Here is a 21,433-nt window from a genome sequence, read left to right as displayed (position 1 = left end):
GACTCTATGGCCGACATTGCACGCGTCGGAGTGGTGGGCTGTGGCCAGATGGGCGCAGGCATCGCGGAGGTGTGCGCTCGCAGCGGCCTCGATGTCAGGGTGGCCGAGACCACGGGCGAGGCGCTGGAGATAGGGCGTACCCGGCTCCACAACTCCCTCTCCAAGGCCGCCGAGCGCGGCAAGATCACCGCGGAGGAGCGCGACGAGACCCTCGGCCGCCTCAGCTTCACCACCGACCTCGGTGAGTTCGCCGACCGCGATCTCGTGATCGAGGCCGTCGTGGAGAACGAGCAGGTCAAGACCGAGATCTTCCAGGTGCTCGATCAGGTGGTGACGCGGCCGGACGCGATCCTCGCCTCGAACACCTCCTCCATCCCGCTGGTGAAGCTGGCCGTGGCGACCTCCCGGCCGGACCAGGTCATCGGGATCCACTTCTTCAACCCGGCCCCGGTACAGCGGCTCGTCGAGCTGATCCCCGCGCTGACGACGTCCGACGAGACCATAAAGCGTGCCGAAGCCGTCGTGCAGAACGTGCTCGACAAGCACGCGATCCGCGCCCAGGACCGCTCGGGGTTCGTCGTCAACGCCCTGCTGATCCCGTATCTGCTCTCGGCGATCCGGATGTTCGAGTCGGGCATCGCCAGCCGCGAGGACATCGACAACGGCATGGAGATGGGCTGCGCCCACCCGATGGGTCCGCTCAAGCTCGCCGACCTGATCGGCCTGGACACCGTGGCCTCGGTCGCCGACTCGATGTACGCCGAGTACAAGGAGCCGCTGTACGCCGCTCCCCCGCTGCTCCAGCGGATGGTCGACGCGGGCCGGCTCGGCCGCAAGACGGGGTCGGGGTTCTACCCGTACGACTGACCGCCGACCGGCGGGCCCGGCGCGCACGCCGCCGGGCCCGCGGGGGCACGTTCTCCGAGGTCAGGACCGTGTGCGGCCGCGAAGAGCCTCTTCTTCTGCTACCTGACCACCACGAAACCCCAGGTCATAACCACAAAGGGTTCAGTGGTATGCGTGGACGACGGCGTGGCCCTTGCCACGGCCGATCATCCACTTGTTGATCGGGGTGGTGATCAGGAAAGCGACCGCGAACCCGCCCAGCAGTGCGCCCCAGAACAGGCCGTCGCTCAGGTGGGCGTCCATCGCGCCCGGGACCGCGGCGATGATGCCGTTGTCGACCAGTTCCATCACGGCGATCGAGACCGTGTCGGCGGCCAGCGCAACCTTGATCGCGGCCCTCAAGCTCAGACCGGCCCGTCGTACGGCGAACAGCGTGAACGAGTAGCCGAAGACGAATGCCAGGGCGATGGCCAGGACCATTGTCTGGACGTTGCCCCACATCAGGGCCGTGCCGATCACCATGCCGAGGATCTCGCCGATGGCGCACCCGGTCAGGCAGTGCAGGGTCGCCTTCGCCGCCGTACCCCAGGACGCTCCCACGTGTCCGCCGTGGCCGGTGTGGTCGTGCGCATCTCCGCTGGTGTGGTGAGCGGTGTGGTCCATGATCTTCATCCCCGTTTCCGTTCAGTGCACGCGGATCCCGTCCCTGCTCTTCCCTACATAGCAAACCATATACCCCCCAGGGGTACCCCTCAAGAGGTGTCCGCTCCGACAAGGTCGGCGCGGCACTGCCCAGGCGCGGCCCGGACGATTCGGAAGACCATGCCGGCGCTCAGCGGCCGGCGTCGTCGCGCGTCTGAAGTTCTGGCGGCCGCTCCATGCCGCCGCGGGCCAGAGACGGATCACCCACCAGATCAACCGAGTCCAGCGCCCGGTTGCCCTGGTCAACGACCAGTGTCATCGCCGCGTCGACAACCTCGGCACGGGACGCGAAGTGTGCGTACAGAGTCACCCGGCCGACCCCGGCGGCGCGGGCGATCTCACTGAGTGTGTTGATCCCGCCGACGAACCGCTCGTGAGGTGGACGGCGATTCAGCATCACGCCGACTTGATGCAGATGGCCGTCATGGGGCCAGGCGGAGATGCACCGGTCGGTGTCGGGGATTGCGTTACGGCCGGGGCCCATCGACTGCCAGGCGAACAACGGCGCCCCCGTGGCGCCGAAATCTGCGGGTCGGAGCCATCACGTCGGGACCGAAGGGTCTCTGGACGAAGGAGGCCGGCGTCCGGTGCGGGGGCGCGCAGCGCACGCCCCCGCACCGGCAACCGGTCAGCTCTTGGCGAGCAAGGTGTCCATCTGGGTGATCTCGGCGCTCTGCGAGGTGACGATGGCATCGGCCATCTTCTTGGCAGGCCCATAGGCACCGTCGGCCTGCTCGCTCTTGGCCATGGCCACCGCACCCTCGTGATGCTTGATCATCATCTCCAGGAAGGCGGTGTCGAACGCCTTACCTGAAGCATTTTCCAGCTTGTCCATGTCCTCGGCGGTCATCATCCCGCCCGACTCGTGCATGGAGTGGTCCATGGCGCCCTCGGCGGGCACTTCCTCGCCCCAGGAGGTGAGCCAGCCGGACAGCGTCTTGATCTCCGGATCCTGGGCCTTCTTGATGTCTTCGGCGAGTGTCTTGACCTGCGCCGACTGGGCACGAGTGGGTGCCAGATCGGCCATCTCGACCGCCTGGCGGTGGTGCGGGATCATGCCATGGGCGAACATCACGTCCGCGGCGTTTTGCGGTGTCTGGGAAGCCGAGGCCGACGGCGACTTCGTGCTGTTGTGGCCGTCGTGCCCGGACGCGGTGCTGTCGCCGTTGCCGCCACAGGCGGCGAGGACGACAGCGGCCGCACCGGCGGCTGCCACGGCAACGGTACGGCGGACGAGGGAACGCTTGCTGTTCATGGTGGCGCAACTCCTTCGAGCGCGACGACGCGCGCTGAATTCACGGAAATGAGGTATGCCGAAGCGCGGCACCAGTTCCCGGCCGGGCCGGGACAAGGGGGTGCCGTGCGGGGCGCTCTAAATCCGAAGGAGTTGCAGTTCGGACAGATCTGGCGGTGCCCGGCCGGCCTCGGCCGACACCGGTGCTGTCTCCGAGAGCGGGGACGCGGCGGGTGCGTCGACTGCGGCGACGGTCAGCGCGGGCGGGGCGTACGGGGAGCCGACGCCAGCTGCGGAACATGTCCCGTCGGCGTGGTCGAGGTGACCTGGTTCGTGGTGTGCGTGCGAGCAGCCCGCACTCGCGTGCGAAGCGTTCACCGCCTGAACCATCTCGTGGCCGGCTTTCGCGTGTACCGCGGGCGCTCCGCCGGGAGCCAGAGCGTGCATGCCCAGCACGCCGGCCAGGACCGCCATCACCAGCAGCACAAGCCACCGCCCTGCAGGGCGGTGGCTTGTGAGCGTACTCCTGGTCATGCGGCCCATCGTACGGGCTCCCCCGCACATCGACCGCTGGCTCACCGCCACTGTCCGCGTCCATGAAGCAGCCGTGAAGCCCGCGACCTGGACTCTGCCATGCGGCGTGGCGCCGCCGGCGGGTGTGAGTATCGTGGCTTGGTTACGGCCGTTCGGCTGTGACCAACCAAGCCGAGCTGCGCATTCGGACCACTCCTTGGGCGTCTTCGTAGGGGCGTAGCTCTTCAGTGAGTCGACGCCGCGCTCGGTCGCCGGTCTCTGCGTCGACCTGCTGCAGCAGGTGGCGGCCGGGACCTGAGCCGAGCAGGAAGTCCGCAGCATCCCTTGCGCCTTCTCCCCACCTGCCGTGTGCTTCTACGTGCCGTGTGCGTATGCGAGTGAATGCAGCCGCCTCGAGCACCTCTTCCACCCGGTCAGGATCGGCGAGCGAGAACATGCCCGGCCCGCCGGTCGCCCCGAATTCGCCGACTGGAAGCCAGTCCCGCAGTGTGGCGAGCGCGTGGAGCCATTCGTTGCCTTCGGCGCCGGCTGCGCAGATGAACGCGATCCGGCCCCCAGGACGCAGACCGCCGCCGATATTGGTGAAGGCGGCCACGGGGTCGGCGAAGAACATGACGCCGTAGCGGCTGATCGCCACGTCGAAGTTCCGCCCGAACAACGGATGCACCTGGGCGTCACCCTGCTCGAACGTCACGTTTCCGAGGCGCTCGGCGTGCGTTGTGGCTCGGGCGCGATCCAGCATGGGCCCTGACAGGTCGACTCCCGTGGCCCGCCCCTCGGCAGCTCTGCGGGCGGCGAGGCGAGTGGTGGCTCCCGCCCCGCAGCCGATGTCCAGGACCGCGTCGGCGGACTGGATCGAGGCGACGTCGAGCAAGGGCGCGTTGAAGCCTTCGTTGACAGCGTCCCAGCGGTCCTGATTACGGGCCCAGTGCGCACCCTCGTAGCCGTTCCACGCCTGCTCCTGCTGGACGTTGACGCTCTGCCGCATGACGGGCCTCCTCGCCTAGAATGGGCGTACGCCCAAACAGTATGGGCACTTGCCCATACTGTCTACCCGTACCCACCCGCGACCGGAAGGTGTTTGATGTCCCCCCGTGGAGTAGCCGTCCCCGACGTCCGCGAACTGCTTTTCACTGCCGCCGAACGCGTCGTCGCACATGACGGCCCCGGCGCCCTGACCAGCCGTGCAGTCACGACCGAGGCTGGCTGCGCGAAGGGGATGCTGCATGCGCACTTCGCGGGCGGCCTGGACGAGTTCGTCGCCGAACTCGTGCTTGACCGCTTCGCCCGCACAGCCGAACTGGCCACCGGCCTGCCGGACCGAGTGGGGCAGGACACCGTGACGGAGAACCTTTCCGTGGTGGCCAGAGCGCTGCTCACCTCAGCCGGCCCGGCGATGGCCGGCCTGGCCCTCACACGCCCTGGGGCGGCCACGCGCTTTCGTGAGGCGCTGACCGCCGGCGCACCCGGTTTCACCACCATCGAGACAGCAATCGCCTCCTACCTGGAAGCCGAGCAGCACCTGGGCCGGGTAGCCGCCACCACGGACGCCAGGGCCTGCGCTCTCGCCCTGGTCGCCACCGCTCACCATCTACTGATGGCCAGTTGGCCAGGCGCTCCCGAACCGGCGAGCCAGATGGACCGGGTCATCGCGGCTCTCGTCTGACGCAACCGACAACGCACACTCTCTATGAGGCACGCATCGCCCTCGGGGGACCCAGCGCGTGCCACACCAAACGGCTCAGCAACGCCCAGGCTTGGAACGAGGTCGAGCGTCGAGTCTTCGCATGGTCGACCGCCCACCGGGGGCGGCAGCCAGGACGCGTCGCATCGCGCCGCCTGCGCGAAACCAGACCGGGTGCGTCTGGGGTGCGACGGCCTAGGAGAAGGAGCTCGCCTCAGTGGCGTCCCACCGTCGTCCCAAGCAGTCGAATGCCGCATACGCCACTGTGCTCACGGCCGCCACCGCTGCGGCAGTGGCGATTTCGACGCAGTCGGCGTCCGCCGACCCGCTGCCGGACCCGACCAAGAAGGGCGTGCAGGCGCAGGTCGACCGCCTCTACGAGGAGGCGACCCAGGCGACCGAGAAGTACAACGGGCCAAAGAGAGCGCGGACAAGCGCAAGAAGCAGGTAGCCGACCTGCAGGACTCCCCGGGTGTTCGAGCACGATGGCCCGCAGGGCAGGCGTTCGGCGCCCGATCATGTCCAGCACAGTGCGGTGGCGGTTGCGCGCGCCACGGGCCCGCAGTGCGTGGAAGGCGAACACACCGACGTGCGCTCCGGCCACGACAGCAAGTGCGGTGATCCCCCACCTGGCCACCGCCCCCTGACCAGGACTGATACCAAGCGCAACCTGACAGGAATACAGCACACCGACGTGTGCGTCGGGAGTCAGCGCATGGACGACGGCCAGCGCAACGCACAAGGAAAACGACACGGCCAGGGCCGACCACACAGCCGCAGCCAGGCGCGGTGACCGGTGCGGCCAACGGGCCCGGGCCAAGATCGGCGGCGCAACCATTCCCACAGTGGCCGCATACTCCAGCAGAGCAGGAGCCGCGTTCACGGCGCCGTACGCCGTCCTACGGCCCGCAGCGCCTCGTGCAACGCGGCCACCTCGTCCCCATTCATCCGCTCGATGAAATGAGCCAGAGCCGCCGGACGGTCCTCCCTGACCCCGAGGGCGTCCTCCATCAAGGCCGCCGCGTACGCCTCGCGGCTGCGCACCGGCGTGTAGAGCCATGCCTGCCCCTGCTTCTCCCGGGTCAGCCACCCTTTGTTGAACAGGATCGTGGCCACCGTCATGACCGTGGTGTACGCCGCAGGACGGCGGATGTTGATGTCATCGACGACGTCGCGAACCGTGGCCGGTCTGCCCCATGTCCACAGGCAGTCCATGATCTCGGCCTCGAGATCCCCCAGCCGTCGCATGGCTCGCGCCACTCTCCATCCACCGCATTCGCTCTGGTCATCGTAGAGGCTCTGAAGGGCTTTCCCTCATGTACGGCTGGGCACAGGGGGCCTGCGAGATGCCGCTGAAGCTCCCCCTCCACGTCGTTGGCGTGTTCCCGATGACGCACCACGTGGAGTGCGTCACGATCCTTGCACCTGTCGCAAAGGGACCTGGCCTGCAGATTGCGCATGCGCATCATGTGCGGTGTGTGCGTTATGGGCGATACCTCGATGCTCGTGACGCTCCTTTGACGCTGATTGCGGCGAGAAGCTCGGATCGAGGCCCGGGTCAGGAATCCTTGCTGGTGGGCTCTGTTTTCAGGGATCGAGTCGCCGACCAGCTGGCGAGGAGCTTGAGACGGTCCTCGTCGGGGGTGTTCGGTTCGGCGGTGTAGATGGTGAGGGAGTGCGCTTCCTGGACGGACACAGGCAGGTCGAGCGGCTGGTAGGTGAGGGTCAGGGGGCCGGCGGCGGGGTGGTGGAAGCGTTTGACGCCGCCGTGGTGGATGCGTACGTCGTGGGCGGCCCAACGGGTGCGGAAATCGGCGCTGACCGTGGACAGTTCGCCGATCAGCTCGCGCAGCCCCTTGTCCTCCGGGTACCGGCCGGCCTCGGCGCGCAGCAGCGCGGTGGTCATGGTGGCGGCGCCGTCCCAGTCGTCGGCGAAGTCGGCTGAGGTGTCGTCGAGGAACCAGTACCGGGCGAAGTTCGGGCGGCCGCGCTGGTCGGTGGTGTGGCTGTCGAGCAGCGGGGAGAAGAGGGCTCTGGTGAGTGCGTTGGTGGCCACGATGTCCAGGCGTCCGTTGGTGACGAAGGCCGCGGAAAGTGTCATGGAGTCGAGCAGCCACTGGACGTGGGGCGGAAGGGCGGTGGCCTTGCGGCGGCGCCGGGGCGCGGCGCTGGGGCGGGCGGCTCTGGCCAGGTCGAACAGGTAGGTGCGTTCGTCCTCACTGAGCTGCAGTGTGCGGGCCACCGCGTCCAGGACGTCCTCGGAAACGCCGCTGATGTGTCCCTTCTCGAGGCGCGTGTACCACTCGGTGCTCACGCCGGCGAGGACGGCGACCTCCTCGCGGCGCAGCCCCGGCACCCGGCGTCGCCCGCTGGTGGGCAGGCCGACCTGCTCGGGCGTGAGCTGGGCGCGCCGACGGGCGAGGAAGTCGCGGATGTCGGCACGGTTGTCAGGGCTGCGTTCCATGTTTTCCACGTTACGGCGCAGGTCATGGTGCTGGGGGGGTGAGCTTGTACCCCCTATAAACGCAGCCTCCCGCGCACGCGTCGAAGGCGGTTTCCTGGGATACGCACCACGAACCCGACCCCCCACGGAGCCTTTCAATGACCACGCGAGGAGAAGCCCTCCACGCCCCCGCCGACGTACGCGTCGATGCCCTTGGGCAACCGAAACCGTCCCGGCTTCCGGCCGTCGTGTACGTTCTCGCACTGGGCACGTTCCTGATGGGCACGACCGAATTCGTGGTGGCGGGTCTGCTCCCGGAGATCGCGAGCGACGTGCAGGTGAGCGTGGCCCGGGCCGGGTTGCTGATCACGGTCTTCGCGGTCGGAATGATCATCGGCGCGCCGCTGATGGCGATGCTCACTCTGCGGCTGCCGAAGCGGTGGACGCTGGTCCTCGCACTGGGCATCTTCGCTGTCGGGCACGTCATCCTCGCGCTCGGATCCAGCTTCGCGCTGCTGCTGGTGGCGCGGTTCGTGACCGCGCTGGCGACCGGCGCGTTCTGGGCGGTGGCCAACGTGGTGGCAGCGCGTGCCGCCGGTCCCGCCGCGAGTTCCCGCGCGCTGGGCGTCGTGGGGGCGGGGGCGATGCTCGCCAACGTCGTCGGCGTACCGCTGGGATCCTTCGCCGGTCAGCTCATGGGCTGGCGGGGCCCCTTCTGGGCACTCGCCGTCCTCAGCGCGGCGGCCACGGTTCTCATCGCCAGAAAAGTCCCGCGCGACACGGGCGACGGCAGCCAGGCAGTCTCGGTCCGCTCCGAGCTGTCCGCCGTGCGCTCGGGCCGCCTGTGGCTGGCGCTGGCCGCGTGTGTGACCACGGCCGGTGGTGTGATGTCGACGTACACCTACATCTCGCCGCTGCTGACCGACCGGGCCCACTTGGCCGCCGGCATCGTGCCGTTGGTCCTGGCCGGCTTCGGCGTCGGCGCCCTGGCGGGCTTCCTGGTGGGAGGCCGCCTCGGCGACAGGCGTCCGTACATGACGACGATCGTGGCCCCCGCGGTGACCACGCTCCTGCTGCTGGCGCTCTGCCTGCTGTCAGGACAGGCCGCGCCCACGATCGTGCTGGTCGTCCTGCTGGGTCTTTTCGGACTCGGCGCGAACCCGGTGCTCATCGCCCTGGGCGTCCGCTTCGCGGGCAAGGCCCCCACCCTGGGGTCCGTGCTGACGGTGTCGGCGTTCAACCTTGGCACCGCCGTCGGTTCCTGGATCGCCGGAATCGCCCTCGAATCGTCGCTGGGTACGACGGGTCCGGCCGCGGTCGGCACCGTCATCGCCGCACTGACGCTGATCCCCACGATCACCATTGCGCTCACCCAGCGGCGCAGCACGGCGCTATAGGCTCTAGCGCACAAATACGCACAAAACCACCTGATATACCTGATATGCAAAGATCAAGGAGATCCACCCATGCGTGGAGTAGTGATGCACACGGCCGGCGACGTCCGAGTCGAGGACCGTGACGACCCGAAGATCATCGAACCCACCGACGCGATCGTGAAGCTGACCGCGACCTGCATCTGCGGCTCGGACCTGTGGCCGTACCGCGGGATCGAGCCCGCCGACCACACGCTCATGGGCCATGAGTACGTGGGCGTCGTCGAAGAGATCGGCTCCGCGGTCAAGACCGTCAAGCCGGGAGACTTCGTCGTCGGTTCGTTCGTCATCTCCGACAACACCTGCGAGATCTGCCAGGCCGGCTTCCAGTCCAAGTGCGTGCACGCCGAGTTCGTCCACGCAGGGATCGGCACCCAGGCCGAGAAGGCCCGCATCCCGCTGGCCGACGGCACTCTCGTCGCCACCCCGGGGCAGCCCGACCCTGAGCTCATCCCCGCCCTTCTTGCCGCCTCCGACGTACTGGGCACCGGCTGGTACGCCGCAGTCGCCGCCGAGGCCGGCCCCGGCAAGACGGTCGCGGTCGTCGGCGACGGCGCGGTCGGCCTGATGGCCGTCCTGGCCGCCAAGCAGCTCGGCGCCGAGCGGATCATCGCCATGTCCCGCCATCCCGAGCGGCAGGAGCTGGCCCGCTACTACGGCGCGACCGACATCGTCGAGGAGCGCGGCGACGAGGGCGTCGCGAGGATCAAGGACCTCACCGGCGGGTACGGCGCGCACTCGGTCATCGAGGCGGTCGGCACCCAGGAGTCGTTCATGCAGGCCGTCGGCGCCACCCGCGGCGGCGGGCACCTGGGCTACGTGGGCGTGAACTACGACGTGAAGATTCCCGGCATCGAGCTGTTCTTCGCAGGTATCCACACCCTCGGCGGCCCCGCCCCCGTACGCCGGTTCCTGCCCGACCTGATCCAGCTCATCTGGGACCGCACGATCGACCCCGGCAAGGTCTTCGACCTCACCCTGCCCCTGGAACAGGCGGCCGAGGGCTACAAGGCGATGGACGAGCGGCGCGCCACCAAGGTCCTCCTCACCTTCTGATCCACATGCGCCTTCCCTCCCCGCCCCGGCAGCCGGCTACCTGGGCGGGGAGGGACTGCCGGGGATCACGGGAGGCGAACAGGCCGGCGACCGCGGCTCCGGTCCTGCCCGCCACCTTGACGAAGCGGTCTCCAGCGGTGCGCGGCCCGGCAGCAGTGTCCCAGCGAACACCGGGCAGCGATGGCAACCGGAGAGACGAACGTGAAGCACACCGAGCTGGGTGACTTGAAAGAAGCCGGCATGCGGCTCCTCGAACGCTGACCGGAGCCACCTGCCTCAGCTGTTCCCTTGCGTGGCCCTGATCCATCATCGATGCGAAGGCGTACACATGTCCCCTGAACCTGCGGTCCCGCCTCCTTCCTCAGCCACCACGTCCTCCACGTCACCAAGCCGACGGACCTTCATAGCCACCACCGCCGCGGCCGGAGGCACCGTCGTCGCCGGTGGCGTGATCGGCGGGACCTTCCTCGCCGGCCCCGGGGAGGCCGCCGCCGTCGGCGCGGCGCCCTCCAGCCGCGTCTCCCTGACTGTCAACGGCACCCGCCGCACGGTGTCGGCCGACAACCGCACCTCGCTCCTTGACCTGCTGCGCGAGCACCTCGGCCTCACCGGGTCCAAGAAGGGCTGCAACGCCGGTGCCTGCGGCGCCTGCACCGTCCTGGTCGACGGGCAGCGGCCAAACTCCTGCCTGACGCGGGCCGGCTCGGCCGCAGGACGGGCTCGGGGTTCTACCCGTACGAGTGAGCGGTCCCCGCCTGCGCGGCGGTACGCCCGGGAGGTCCCGGACGGCCCGCCGCACCGGCACGTGGGATCAGCCCAGCCGCATGTGATGGAGCATCAGCAGACCGGCCGCCATGTTCGCCGCCGGGATCTCACCACGGGCGATCATGTCCGGCACGAGCTTCAGCGGGACCCACTCACGGCGCGAGGACTCGAAGTCGTCCGCCGGATGGCCGGTGTACGTGGCCTCGCGGGACCAGAAGAGGTGGTGCCGGGCGTCGACGAGACCGTTGGCCGGTTCCACGGTCATCAGCGGGTGCAGCTCGCCGGGGCGCCACCCGGTCTCCTCCTCCATCTCCCGCGCCGCCGCGGCGGCGACGTCCTCGCCGTCCTCGACCACGCCCGCGGCGAGTTCCCAGCCCCAGCTGTCGGTGATGAAACGGTGCCGCCACAGGAGCAGCACCTCGTTCGCCTCATTGACGACGGTCGCCGCGGCGACGGCCCTGAGGCGGATGACGAAGTGGTCCAGATGCCGGCCGTCGGGGAGCACCACATCCGCCAGGTTGACCCGGAACCAGTGATTCTCGTACACAGTCTGTTCGCTCAGGTTCGTCCACTGCACAGTTCTGCCACCTTCCGACTGGTCGAAGGCAACATCGGAACAGGGTCCGCCCAGCAGGGGAACGCGTGAAGGCTCCTGGGGCGAGGCTCACAGGGGCACGCGCAGCGCTCCGTCGATGACACCGGCCGCCGCCGCGGCGTCGGCGCTGCCGCTGGTGGCGAGATGGTCGCGTACGGCGCGCAGCCGGTCCCTCAGCCGTCGTGACTCCATGCCCCGGGCGCGTTCCGCCATGTCCGAGGCCGTACCGGCCGCCTTGTCCGCCTCCCCCTGGAGCAGTTCGAGGTGGGTGAGCATGGCGAGCCGGTGCACGGTCCCACGGTCGTGCGCCGGGGAGCGTACGGCCGCCGCCGCGTGCTCCCGGGCGCCGGCCAGGTCCCCCAGACACAGCAGTGCCTCCGCCACCTGCACGTTGACCAGGCCCGGCTGGACGTACCCCGTCTCGTCCGGTTCGCCTCCGCTGCGGATGCGGCCGGCCTGGGCTTCGGCACGGCCGATGCTGTCCAGTGCGCCACGGTGATCGCCGAGCTGGGCGTAGGCCTTGGCCTGCATCGCGTGCAGATCGGTGGCCAGCGCCGGGGTGATGTGCGGGCCCGCCGCGCGCAGCGCCGCCTCGGCGAAGGCGACGGCCGCACGGAATTCGGCCAGGTGCAGCGACTGATTCACGAGCAGCGCGATCACATAGCCGCCGAGCCCCCGGTCCCCGCTGGCCTTGGCCAGACGCAGTGCCTGGTGGAAGTAGCGCTGGGCCAGTCCATGGGCGTCGGAGTCGTAGGCGCAGATGCCCGCCACGGCCACCAGCCCGGCGGTCGCGCGGTGGAGCCTGCGCCCTGTCGCGTCGCCGTACCCGCCGCGCAGCAGTGGCGCGGCCTCGGCGTTGAGGAAGCCGACGATGCGGGGCCTGGTCGCGACACCGCCCGCCTTGCGGTACATCTGCTCGTAGTGCGCGCGGGCCGCGCGGAGCATCGCTATGTCCGCCGTGCTCACGCGGGACGGCCCGGCGCGGGAGACATCGGCGTCCTCGGGCGGGTTCTCCCACTCCCAGACCGGCATCACGGCTGTCGTGCCCGTGACAGCGGGCACGGCGGCGAGGTGCGGGCGCTGCTGTTCGTCGGAGCGCCACAGGGCCGTCGCGTGCTCGACGAACCCGGAGAGGCCGGCGCCCGGGGCGGCTGTGCGCGTCATCCCGGGGATTCCCATGCCGATGTCGTCGAGGGTGACGGGCCGGCCCAGCCGGCCGCCGAGGACTTCGCAGATCAGGTCGGGGACCTGCCCGCGCGGACGCTGCCCCTTGAGCCAGCGGGCGACCGCCGTGTGTTCGTAGCGCAGCCCCAGTCCCCGGGCGCGGCCGGCCTGGTTGACGTGGCCGGCGAGCCCCGCACGGGACACACCCGCCTCGTCGATCAGGGATTCGAGCAGGACGTTGGGCTCCATTGCCCCCCCATGTGCGCGTCGCGATGACCCTAGTGGAGCACGGTTCACACGGGGTGTGAACGGAATGCCCGAACCATCCTGCTGTGCGCGCTGCCGCGCCGGGGCACCACCCGGTTGAATGAGTGCCTCGCAAGAGGCGGCCGGGTCGTCGGCTCCCCCTCGTAACAGTCCGACGACCCGCACCCGCGCCGTCCGTCCCGCCGGCCTGCCCGACACTCCGTGGCGGGGCGGGCGGCGCCGGCTCGCGCACGGCCCGCTGCCCCGATGGCAGGAGGGCGTGTGTGCGGCCCCGGGCCGTCCGGCGAGCACAGGAAGGGGCGTATCCGGTGGCCGGATACGCCCCTTCCCACCGCTCGGGTACTACGCTCCGCGCAGCACCGCGCCGGTGCGCTCGGCGGCCAGGGCGACCGCGGTGTCGCGGGCCGCGGAGGCCTCCTCGACGGTCAGCGTGCGGTCCGGGGCACGGAACCGCAGCGCGTACGCGAGGGACTTGCTGCCCTCACCGACCTGCTCGCCGGTGAAGACGTCGAACAGCCGCAGTGATTCGAGCAGGTCGCCGGCGCCTTCGCGCAGCGCCTTCTCCACCACGTCGGCGGACACGTCCGAGGCCACGACGAGCGCGACGTCCTGGGTCGCCACCGGGAAGGTGGAGATCCGGGGCGCCTGGAGCGCACCGTCGACGGCCTGCTCCAGGACGTCGAGCTCGACCTCCATGGCGCAGGTCCGCTCGGGCAGGTGGAGCTCCTTCACCACCCGCGGGTGGAGTTCGCCCGCGTGTCCGAAGAGGATCTCCTCGCCGGCGACCGTGACGTAGAGCGCCGCACACCGTCCGGGGTGCCACGGGGCGTGACGGTCGGCGCGGACCGTCACCTCGACGCCTGCCTCACGGGCGATGGAGCGTGCCGCCTCGACGGAGTCCGCCCAGTCGGCGGGGCGGCCCTTGCCCCACCAGCCGGCCTGCTCGCGGGCGCCCGCGAGGACGACGGCGGCGCGGCGCGGCTGGCGCGGGAGGGCCGCGTCCAGTGCGGCGATCTCCTCGTCCGTGGGCCGGCGGTCGACGGGCAGGCGCACGGCCTTCGTCTCCTCGCCGGTCGGCCTGAAGACCAGACCGGTCTCGAAGAGCGCCAGGTCGTGGCTGCCACGGCCGTCGTTGCGCCGCAGCGTGCCGAGCAGACCCGGCAGCAGCGTGGTGCGCAGTGCGGGTTCCTCGTCGGAGATCGGGTTGACGAGGGTGACCGTACGGCGGCGGGCGTCGTCCTTGTCCAGGCCGAGCTGGTCGAGGACGGCGTCACCGATGAACGGGTAGCTGAGCGCCTCGACGTAACCGGCGCCTGCGAGGGTCCGGCCGATGCGGCGGTGCAGCCGCTGACGGTCGGTGAGCCCGCGTCCGGACGGCGGCGTCGGCAGGGTGGAGGGGAGGTTCTCGTACCCCTCCAGCCGGATGACCTCCTCGGCCAGGTCGTTCGGCTCGGCGAGGTCGGGGCGCCAGGACGGCACCGTGACGATCAGCTCGTCCTGCCCGTAGACGTCGCAGCCGACCTGCTGCAGGCGGCGTACGACGGTCTCGCGGCCGTACGCGACACCGGCCACCCGGTCCGGGTGGTTCGCGGGCATCGCGATGCTGCGGGGTGCGGACGGGGCGGTGATCTCCGTGACGCCGGCCTCGGCCGTGCCGCCCGCGAGGAGGACCAGCAGGTCGACCGTGCGCTGCGCTGCGGCAGCGGCGGCCTGCGGGTCGACACCGCGCTCGAAGCGCTTGGACGCCTCGGAGCTCAGCTTGTGGCGGCGCGCTGTCCGAGCGATGGCGATCGCGTCGAAGTGCGCGGCCTCGATGACGACCTCGGTGGTCCCGGCGTCCTCGGCGTGGTCGGCGATCTCGGTGTCGGCGCCGCCCATGACGCCCGCGAGGCCGATCGGCCCGCGGTCGTCGGTGATGACGAGGTCCTGGGCGTCCAGGACCCGCTTGGCTCCGTCGAGCGTGGTGAGCTTCTCACCCTGCTCGGCGCGGCGCACCCCGATCGTCCCCGTGACTCGGGTGCGGTCGTAGGCGTGCAGCGGCTGCCCGAGCTCCAGCATCACGTAGTTGGTGATGTCGACGGCCAGCGAGACGGTGCGCATCCCGGCCTTCTGCAGCCTGCGCTGCATCCAGATCGGGGAGCGCGCCTCGGGCCGCAGGCCGGTGACCGTACGCGCGGTGAAGTTGCTGCATCCGATCGGGTCGGACACCTTCACCGGGTAGCCGTGCGCGTTGGGCGGCGGCACGTCCAGGAGCGCCGGGTCACGCAGCGGCAGCCCGTACGCGATGGCGGTCTCGCGGGCGACGCCACGCATCGAGAGGCAGTAGCCCCGGTCCGGTGTGACGGCGATGTCGAGGACCTCGTCGACGAGTTCCAGGAGCTCGATCGCGTCGGTGCCCGGCTCGAACTCCGGCGGGAGCACGATGATGCCGTGCGTGCCGTCGTCGCCCATGCCGAGCTCGTCGGTGGAGCAGATCATGCCGTGCGAGGTCTTGCCGTACGTCTTGCGCGCGGCGATCGCGAAGTCTCCGGGCAGCACGGCGCCCGGGAGGACCACGACGACCTTGTCGCCCACGGCGAAGTTACGGGCGCCGCAGACGATCTCCTGCGGCTCACCGGTGCCGTTGGCGGAGCCGACGTCGACGGTGCAGAAGCGGATGGGCTTCTTGAAGCCCTCCAGCTCCTCGATGGTCAGCACCTGTCCGACGACCAGCGGGCCCTTGAGGCCGGCGCCGGTCTGCTCCACGGTCTCGACCTCGAGGCCGACGGAGACGAGCTTGGCCTGTACGTCACGGCCGGTCTCCGTCGCCGGCAGGTCGACGTATTCCCGTAGCCAGGAAAGCGGGACGCGCATCAGATCTCCATCCCGAACGGCCGGGTGAACCGGACGTCGCCCTCGACCATGTCTCGCATGTCCTCGACGTTGTGGCGGAACATCAGCATCCGCTCGATACCGAATCCGAAGGCGAATCCGCTGTACTTCTCGGGGTCCACACCGCAGGCGACGAGCACCTTCGGGTTGACCATGCCGCAGCCGCCGAGTTCGATCCAGCCCTCGCTGCCGCAGGTGCGGCAGGGGCGGTCCGGGTTGCCGACGGACGCGCCGCGGCAGACGTAGCAGACCATGTCCATCTCGGCGGACGGCTCGGTGAACGGGAAGAAGTTCGGCCGCAGCCGGGTCTTCATGTCCGGGCCGAAGAGCGCCTGGACCATGTGGTCGAGGGTGCCCTTGAGGTCGGCCATGGTGAGGCCCTCGTCGACGGCGAGCAGCTCGATCTGGTGGAAGACCGGGGTGTGCGTGGCGTCGAGCTCGTCGGTGCGGTAGACCCGGCCGGGGCAGACCACGTAGACGGGGGGCTTGCGGCTGAGCAGCGAGCGGGCCTGGACCGGCGAGGTGTGCGTCCGCAGCACGACACCGGACTCGTCGCCCTTGGCGCCGTCGGCGCCCTGGACGAAGAAGGTGTCCTGCATCTGGCGCGCCGGGTGGTCGGGCACGAAGTTCAGGGCGTCGAAGTTGAACCACTCCGCCTCGACCTCGGGGCCCTCGGCGATCTCGTAACCCATGGCGACGAAGACGTCGGCGACGCGCTCCATGATGGTCGTCAGGGGGTGGCGCGCACCGGCCGGGATGCGGTCGTAGGGCAGGGTGACGTCCACCGCCTCCTCGACCAGTACCCGGGCGTCACGCTCGGCCTCCAGCTCGGCCTGCCGGGCGGCGAGCGCCTTGGACACGGCCCCGCGGGCCTGGCCCACGCGCTTGCCCGCCTCGGCCTTGGCCTGCGGCGGCAGTGCGCCGATCTCCCGGTTGGCGAGCGACAGGGGCGAGGTACCACCGGTGTGCGCGGTCTTCGCCTGGGCGAGCGCGTCGAGGTCGCCGGCGGCGGCGAAGGCGGCGAACGCCTCGTCCCGCATGCGCTCGATCTCTTCCGGTTTCAGTGCCTCGACCTCGACTGGGTCGTACGACTTGTTCGGTGCCGACATCTCTTCCCGTGCTTCCGATTGGCTGGTGGCGACCCTGGTTCGACGACTGAGGACGCAAAGGTGCCAAAAGTCGAGTCTACGGGCCGCCGGTGGACGAAGAAGCCCGTGGGCCGCCTAGGCCAGATAGGCAGGCGCGCTCACGGGCAGGATAAATCGGAACTCGGCGCCGCCGCCCGATGCGCGGTCGACCGTGATGGTACCGCCGTGCGCCTCGACGATGCCCTTGACGATGTACAGGCCCAGTCCGGTCCCGCCGCGCTTGCTGCCCCGCCAGAAACGGGTGAAGACGCGGGCCATCGACTCCTCGGGGATGCCGGGACCTTCGTCGCTCACGGTGACTGCCGTTCCGATCTCGTCGCTCTTGCCCGGTGCGGGCGCGGGGCCGATCTCAATGGTGACGGTTCCCTCGCCGTGGCGCACCGCGTTTTCCAGGAGGTTGCCGAGGACCTGGTCGACCTTGTCCGGGTCGGCCCAGAGGTCGGGCAGTGGCTGCCGGGTGCGGACGAGGAAGCGGTCGGGCGCCTGGCCGTTCGCGGTGAGGGCCTGGACGTGGCGTTCGACGGCGGCGGAGATGTCCACGGGCTGGCGCCGCAGCTCCAGCCGCCCCGAGTCGATGCGGGAGATGTCGAGCAGCTCGGCGATGAGCCGGTTGACGCGGTTGGCGTCGGCGTCGACGGTCTCCAGCATCAGCCGTTTCTGGTCGTCGGTGAACCTCTCCCACTTCGCCAGGAGCGTGGCGGTGAAGCCCTTGACCGAGGTCAGCGGGGAGCGCAGCTCATGGGCGACCGTGGCGATCAGTTCGGCGTGGCTCAGTTCGGTGCGGCGGCGGGCCTCGGTGCCGCGCAGCGAGACGACGAGCCGGCGGACCGGCCCGGTAGGGGTCTCCCGAACGTACCGGGCGGAGACCAGGACCTCACGGCCGCCGGGCAGCAGCAGGTTCCGCTCGGGCTGGCCGACCCGGGTGGCGAGCCCGCCGTAGGGGTCGGTCAGCTCCCACCAGCGTCGCCCTTTGAGGTCCTCGAGGGGCAGTGCCTGGTGCAGGGGGTGGCCGAGTGCGGCCGCCCCGGGCGTAGCGGTGATCCGGGCCGCGGCCGCGTTGAAGCAGATGACCGTGCCGTCCTCGTCGGCGACGACGAGGCCGTCGGGCAGATCGTCCGGGTCGATACCCGTCGCGGGGTCCCCGACGGTGCGGCTCGCGCCGGCTCCGGCGGAAAGGGCGCGCACGGCGGCCGTGTCTGTCGCTCGCGGCCTGCTCATGCCGACAGCCATCTTCCCGTACCCCACCTCTCGCACCGGTGCAGTGGGCCCCCGAGTCCGTCACCCTACTAGGCGCCGGAGGCCGGGCGACACCCTCCGGGCGGGCACCGGCGGCCTGTGGCGCGTATCGATCGGTGGGGCGGTCGCCGGGATCAGCCGGTGCGCCGCGGGCGTTGGGCCCGCGCGGAGGCATAGAGGCACACGGCCGCGGCGGTGGCGAGGTTGAGGCTCTCGGCCCGGCCGTGGATCGGGACCCGGACCACGGCGTCGGCCAGGGCACGCGTCTCCTCCGGGAGGCCCCATGCCTCGTTGCCGAACACCCAGGCGGTGGGACCGCCCATGGTGCCGGCGTCGAGTTCGTCGTCGAGGTCGTCCTCGCCGGCGCCGTCGGCCGCCAGGATGCGCACACCGGCGTCCCTCAGCCCCCGCACGGCCTGCTCCACGGGTACGCCGACGGCCACCGGCAGGTGGAAGAGCGAGCCGACGGATGCCCGGACCGACTTGGGGTTGTAGAGGTCCACGGAGGCGTCGGTGAGCACGACCGCGTCCGCTCCCGCGGCGTCCGCGCAGCGCAGCACCGTGCCCGCGTTCCCCGGGTCGCGTACATGGGCGAGGACGGCGACCAGGGTGGGTTTCGCCGCGAGGATGTCCTCGAAGGGCGAGTCCAGGAAGCGGCAGACACCGATCAGTCCCTGGGGGGTGACGGTCTGCGAGACGTCGGCGAGCACGTCGCCGTCCGCGAGGTGCACGCGGGCGCCCGCGGCACCGGCGGCCTCGATGATGTCGGCGTACCGGTCGGCCGCCTCGACGGTGGCGAAGAGCTCGGTCAGCGTGGGTTCGCCGTCGCCGCCCCGGTGCGCGGCGGCCTCCCGCACGGCCTGCGGCCCCTCGGCGATGAACCTGCGCTCCTTGCCGCGGAAATTACGCCTGGCCAGCCGCCGTGCGGCGGCGATTCGCGGCGACCGCGCGGAGATCAGTTCGGGGGTGCCCATGGTCGGCGGCGAGCCTCTCTGCGTAAGTCAGCTTCTCTGCGTACGTTTCTCCGCGTACGGCTGACTACGTACGCGACACGTGGTGCAACGCACCGGACCCGCAGACGGCACACGCCTGCGGGTCCGGCTCGAAACGCTGGAACGACGGAAGTACTGCCTGGATCAGGCGGCCTTCGGGGCGTTGACGTCGCTCGGGAGGGCCTTCTGGGCAACCTCGACGAGGGCGGCGAACGCGTTGGCGTCGTTGACCGCGAGCTCGGCCAGGATCTTGCGGTCCACCTCGATGTTGGCGGCCTTCAGACCCTGGATGAGGCGGTTGTACGTCATGCCGTTCTGGCGGGCAGCCGCGTTGATGCGCTGGATCCAGAGCTGACGGAAGTCGCCCTTGCGCTTCTTGCGGTCGTTGTAGTTGTAGACCAGGGAGTGGGTGACCTGCTCCTTGGCCTTGCGGTACAGGCGCGAACGCTGACCGCGGTAACCGCTGGCGGCCTCGAGGATCGCCCGGCGCTTCTTGTGGGCGTTTACTGCCCGCTTGACGCGTGCCACTTTTAACTCCTTGCAGCGGGGACGGGTGGTCGCAGTGGAACGCACCCGGCCCGGAAACGAATTGGTCCCGGTCGGATCGAGGTCGCGCCTCCGGGTTCACCGGAGGCGGCGCCTCACTTGCCGAGAAGCTTCTTGACCTTCTTGGCGTCGGCCGGAGCCACGACGACCGTGCCGGTCAGCGAGCGGGTCTTCTTGGACGACTTGTGCTCGAGCAGGTGGCGCTTGCCGGCCTTCTCGCGCAGCACCTTGCCGGAGCCGGTGATCTTGAAGCGCTTGCTGGCACCGCTGTGCGTCTTGTTCTTCGGCATCGCGCCGTTATCTCCTCGTCAGTGGCGCCCCTCACGGTGCGGGCACCGGACTGCAGGGGCGTCAGATCTTTGGGTGGCTTCCGGGGGACCCGGGGGCGCCTGGATGGCGACCCCCGGAGGTCACGCCTCGGAAGGTGTCTCGGCCGGAGCCTCGGCCGCTGCGGCGGGGGCCTCAGCGGTCTCACCCTCGGACTCGGCGTCGGGGGCGAACCCCTGACGCTCCGCCTTGCGGGCGGCCTGGGCCTCGCGGGCTTCGGCCATGGCTTCGGTCTTCTTCTTGTGCGGGCCCAGAACCATGATCATGTTCCGGCCGTCCTGCTTCGGGTTCGACTCGATGAAGCCGAGGTCCTCGACGTCCGAAGCGAGACGCTGAAGCAGTCGGAAGCCCAGCTCGGGACGGGACTGCTCACGACCGCGGAACATGATCGTGATCTTGACCTTGTCCCCCTGCTTGAGGAACCGGACGACGTGACCCTTCTTGGTGTCGTAGTCGTGCGGGTCGATCTTCGGCCGGAGCTTCATTTCCTTGATGACCGTGTGCGCCTGGTTCTTGCGCGCCTCACGGGCCTTCATGGCCGACTCGTACTTGAACTTCCCGTAGTCCATGAGCTTGCACACGGGGGGACGGGCTGTCGCCGCCACCTCGACCAGGTCGAGGTCGTACTCCTGTGCGAGCTCCAGGGCCTTGGCAAGCGGAACAATCCCGACCTGCTCGCCGCTGGGACCGACAAGTCGCACCTCGGGAACGCGAATCCGGTCGTTGATGCGGGGCTCGGCGCTGATGGATCCTCCTCGGTAGCACCACGCGACCGCCTGGCGGACAGCCGCGTAACGTCTTCTCTTGAGACCAACCGTGCCGGGAAAGCAGAAATGCCCCGGACGGGACACAGGCGGGGCTCCTGGAACTACCGGAGCACCGCCGCGTGCAACCGCGGGGCGCAATCGGGCGGCCCCATCGTCCGTACGGAACGATGGCTGCCACCTGACCGGTGACCCGCCGTCCCTGAGGACGGTCAGGTGGGAGATCGGAGCCTCCACTTGTGGGCCGAGCACATAGGTGTCCGGCCGGTCGTTACACAAGGTTAGCAGCTCCCCGGGCCCACGGCTAACCCGCTGCCGGGGCGGCTCCCACAGGCGGAGCCGCCCCGACGTGGCCTTATCGTGTGGGGCATGAGCGACGCGACCACTCCCAGCACCGAGAACCCCGGCTTCGACGACATGGCCCGCGACATCGCGGAGGTTCCCGCGGTCGAGGTGATCGTGACCGTCGCCGTCAACCTGATGAGCGCGGCAGCCGTGAAGCTCGGCCTGACCGAGGAGGGCGAGCAGCACAAGGACCTCGACGAGGCCCGCAAGCTGGTCCAGGCACTGGCCGGGCTGCTCGACGCGAGCGCCACCGAGATCAGCACGTTCCACGCCTCGCCGCTGCGCGACGGCCTGAAGTCGCTGCAGCTGGCCTTCCGCGAGGCCTCGCTCGTACCGGACGAGCCCGGTCAGGGCCCGGGCGAGAAGTACACCGGTCCCGTCTACGGCTAGGTGTATTGCCCTGTGAGGTTGGGGACGCGGCTGGCGGGTGGTTTGCCTGCGAGCGCGGTGTGTCCGCGGTGGTGATTGTAGGTGTGCAGCC

The 21,433-nt window shown here is 70.0% G+C and carries 22 protein-coding genes and 1 pseudogene; 7 read left to right on the top strand and 16 right to left on the bottom strand.

From position 1 onward, the window contains the following. The first annotated feature begins 6 nt into the window (after positions 1-6). Entirely contained in the window at positions 7-867 is an 861-nt protein-coding gene (locus ACFYSH_RS31095; protein WP_388756890.1) for a 3-hydroxybutyryl-CoA dehydrogenase, read from the top strand. A gap of 141 nt (positions 868-1,008) precedes the next feature. On the opposite strand, the gene ACFYSH_RS31090 is transcribed toward ACFYSH_RS31095, so the two are convergent. From ACFYSH_RS31090 to ACFYSH_RS31070, 5 genes are all read right to left on the bottom strand, one after another. Then, entirely contained in the window at positions 1,009-1,509 is a 501-nt protein-coding gene (locus ACFYSH_RS31090) for a DUF4396 domain-containing protein (RefSeq protein WP_359469776.1), read from the bottom strand. A 169-nt stretch (positions 1,510-1,678) separates the two neighbouring features. Continuing rightward, a complete protein-coding gene (locus tag ACFYSH_RS31085) occupies positions 1,679-2,050 on the bottom strand; it encodes a helix-turn-helix domain-containing protein (protein WP_359469772.1) in 372 nt (123 codons plus the stop codon). A 126-nt stretch (positions 2,051-2,176) separates the two neighbouring features. Next, a complete protein-coding gene (locus tag ACFYSH_RS31080; protein WP_388756887.1) occupies positions 2,177-2,803 on the bottom strand; it encodes a DUF305 domain-containing protein in 627 nt (208 codons plus the stop codon). 117 nt (positions 2,804-2,920) lie between these two features. Further along, positions 2,921-3,316 carry a DUF6153 family protein gene (locus ACFYSH_RS31075; protein ID WP_388756884.1) on the bottom strand — a complete coding sequence of 132 codons (396 nt, stop codon included), beginning with the start codon at positions 3,314-3,316 and terminating at the stop codon, positions 2,921-2,923. A gap of 142 nt (positions 3,317-3,458) precedes the next feature. Next, positions 3,459-4,304 (bottom strand): class I SAM-dependent methyltransferase, encoded by an 846-nt coding sequence (locus ACFYSH_RS31070; RefSeq protein WP_388756882.1) that lies wholly within the window; start codon positions 4,302-4,304, stop codon positions 3,459-3,461. 96 nt (positions 4,305-4,400) lie between these two features. Here ACFYSH_RS31070 and ACFYSH_RS31065 point away from each other — a divergent pair, with 96 nt between their 5' ends. Continuing rightward, positions 4,401-4,982, top strand: a complete 582-nt coding sequence (locus ACFYSH_RS31065; protein WP_388756879.1) for a TetR/AcrR family transcriptional regulator — start codon at positions 4,401-4,403, stop codon at positions 4,980-4,982. Between the two features lie 310 nt (positions 4,983-5,292). After that, complete coding sequence (locus ACFYSH_RS31060; RefSeq protein ID WP_388756876.1) at positions 5,293-5,451, top strand: hypothetical protein; 159 nt, start codon at positions 5,293-5,295, stop codon at positions 5,449-5,451. A 428-nt stretch (positions 5,452-5,879) separates the two neighbouring features. Here ACFYSH_RS31060 and ACFYSH_RS31055 read toward each other — a convergent pair whose 3' ends face one another. Both ACFYSH_RS31055 and ACFYSH_RS31050 read right to left on the bottom strand, forming a co-directional pair. Next, entirely contained in the window at positions 5,880-6,248 is a 369-nt protein-coding gene (locus tag ACFYSH_RS31055; protein WP_388756872.1) for a BlaI/MecI/CopY family transcriptional regulator, read from the bottom strand. Positions 6,249-6,558: 310 nt separating this feature from the next. Further along, complete coding sequence (locus ACFYSH_RS31050) at positions 6,559-7,464, bottom strand: helix-turn-helix transcriptional regulator (RefSeq protein WP_359469755.1); 906 nt, start codon at positions 7,462-7,464, stop codon at positions 6,559-6,561. Positions 7,465-7,601: 137 nt separating this feature from the next. Between ACFYSH_RS31050 and ACFYSH_RS31045 the strand changes: the two genes are divergently transcribed. From ACFYSH_RS31045 to ACFYSH_RS31035, 3 genes and pseudogenes are all read left to right on the top strand, one after another. Further along, positions 7,602-8,840 (top strand): MFS transporter, encoded by a 1,239-nt coding sequence (locus ACFYSH_RS31045; protein ID WP_388756867.1) that lies wholly within the window; start codon positions 7,602-7,604, stop codon positions 8,838-8,840. A gap of 69 nt (positions 8,841-8,909) precedes the next feature. Then, on the top strand, positions 8,910-9,932 hold the full coding sequence (locus ACFYSH_RS31040; protein WP_359469749.1) for a zinc-dependent alcohol dehydrogenase family protein: 1,023 nt from the start codon (positions 8,910-8,912) through the stop codon (positions 9,930-9,932). A gap of 328 nt (positions 9,933-10,260) precedes the next feature. After that, positions 10,261-10,632, top strand: a pseudogene (locus ACFYSH_RS31035) (2Fe-2S iron-sulfur cluster-binding protein); the annotation flags it as partial. A gap of 111 nt (positions 10,633-10,743) precedes the next feature. Here ACFYSH_RS31035 and ACFYSH_RS31030 read toward each other — a convergent pair. The 9 genes from ACFYSH_RS31030 to infC form a co-directional block, all read right to left on the bottom strand. Continuing rightward, positions 10,744-11,274 carry an NUDIX domain-containing protein gene (locus ACFYSH_RS31030; RefSeq protein ID WP_359469746.1) on the bottom strand — a complete coding sequence of 177 codons (531 nt, stop codon included), beginning with the start codon at positions 11,272-11,274 and terminating at the stop codon, positions 10,744-10,746. A gap of 87 nt (positions 11,275-11,361) precedes the next feature. After that, positions 11,362-12,705 carry a transcriptional regulator gene (locus ACFYSH_RS31025; RefSeq protein WP_359469743.1) on the bottom strand — a complete coding sequence of 448 codons (1,344 nt, stop codon included), beginning with the start codon at positions 12,703-12,705 and terminating at the stop codon, positions 11,362-11,364. 360 nt (positions 12,706-13,065) lie between these two features. Beyond that, entirely contained in the window at positions 13,066-15,576 is a 2,511-nt protein-coding gene (gene pheT / locus ACFYSH_RS31020) for a phenylalanine--tRNA ligase subunit beta (RefSeq protein ID WP_359469740.1), read from the bottom strand. Next, positions 15,576-16,703, bottom strand: coding sequence for a phenylalanine--tRNA ligase subunit alpha (gene pheS / locus ACFYSH_RS31015; RefSeq protein WP_359469737.1), 1,128 nt, complete (start codon positions 16,701-16,703; stop codon positions 15,576-15,578). The genes pheT and pheS overlap by 1 nt, the downstream gene beginning before the upstream one ends. Positions 16,704-16,817: 114 nt before the next feature. Beyond that, positions 16,818-17,972: a PAS domain-containing sensor histidine kinase gene (locus ACFYSH_RS31010; RefSeq protein ID WP_359469735.1), complete on the bottom strand. Its 1,155-nt coding sequence runs from the start codon at positions 17,970-17,972 to the stop codon at positions 16,818-16,820. A gap of 140 nt (positions 17,973-18,112) precedes the next feature. Beyond that, entirely contained in the window at positions 18,113-18,952 is an 840-nt protein-coding gene (locus ACFYSH_RS31005) for an RNA methyltransferase (protein ID WP_359469733.1), read from the bottom strand. Positions 18,953-19,114: 162 nt separating this feature from the next. Beyond that, a complete protein-coding gene (gene rplT / locus ACFYSH_RS31000; RefSeq protein WP_003970214.1) occupies positions 19,115-19,498 on the bottom strand; it encodes a 50S ribosomal protein L20 in 384 nt (127 codons plus the stop codon). A gap of 113 nt (positions 19,499-19,611) precedes the next feature. Further along, positions 19,612-19,806 (bottom strand): 50S ribosomal protein L35, encoded by a 195-nt coding sequence (gene rpmI, locus ACFYSH_RS30995; protein WP_099176763.1) that lies wholly within the window; start codon positions 19,804-19,806, stop codon positions 19,612-19,614. Between the two features lie 120 nt (positions 19,807-19,926). Next, entirely contained in the window at positions 19,927-20,589 is a 663-nt protein-coding gene (gene infC / locus ACFYSH_RS30990; protein ID WP_359470085.1) for a translation initiation factor IF-3, read from the bottom strand. A 387-nt stretch (positions 20,590-20,976) separates the two neighbouring features. On the opposite strand from infC, the gene ACFYSH_RS30985 reads away from it, so the two are divergent. Further along, positions 20,977-21,342, top strand: a complete 366-nt coding sequence (locus ACFYSH_RS30985) for a DUF1844 domain-containing protein (protein ID WP_031097477.1) — start codon at positions 20,977-20,979, stop codon at positions 21,340-21,342. Positions 21,343-21,433: the final 91 nt, after the last annotated feature.

The sequence above is a fragment of the Streptomyces sp. NPDC005791 genome (assembly GCF_042871485.1).
Taxonomy (GTDB): domain Bacteria; phylum Actinomycetota; class Actinomycetes; order Streptomycetales; family Streptomycetaceae; genus Streptomyces.
Note: the sequence above shows the minus strand (reverse complement) of the source record. Positions and strands in the feature narration are given on the sequence as shown.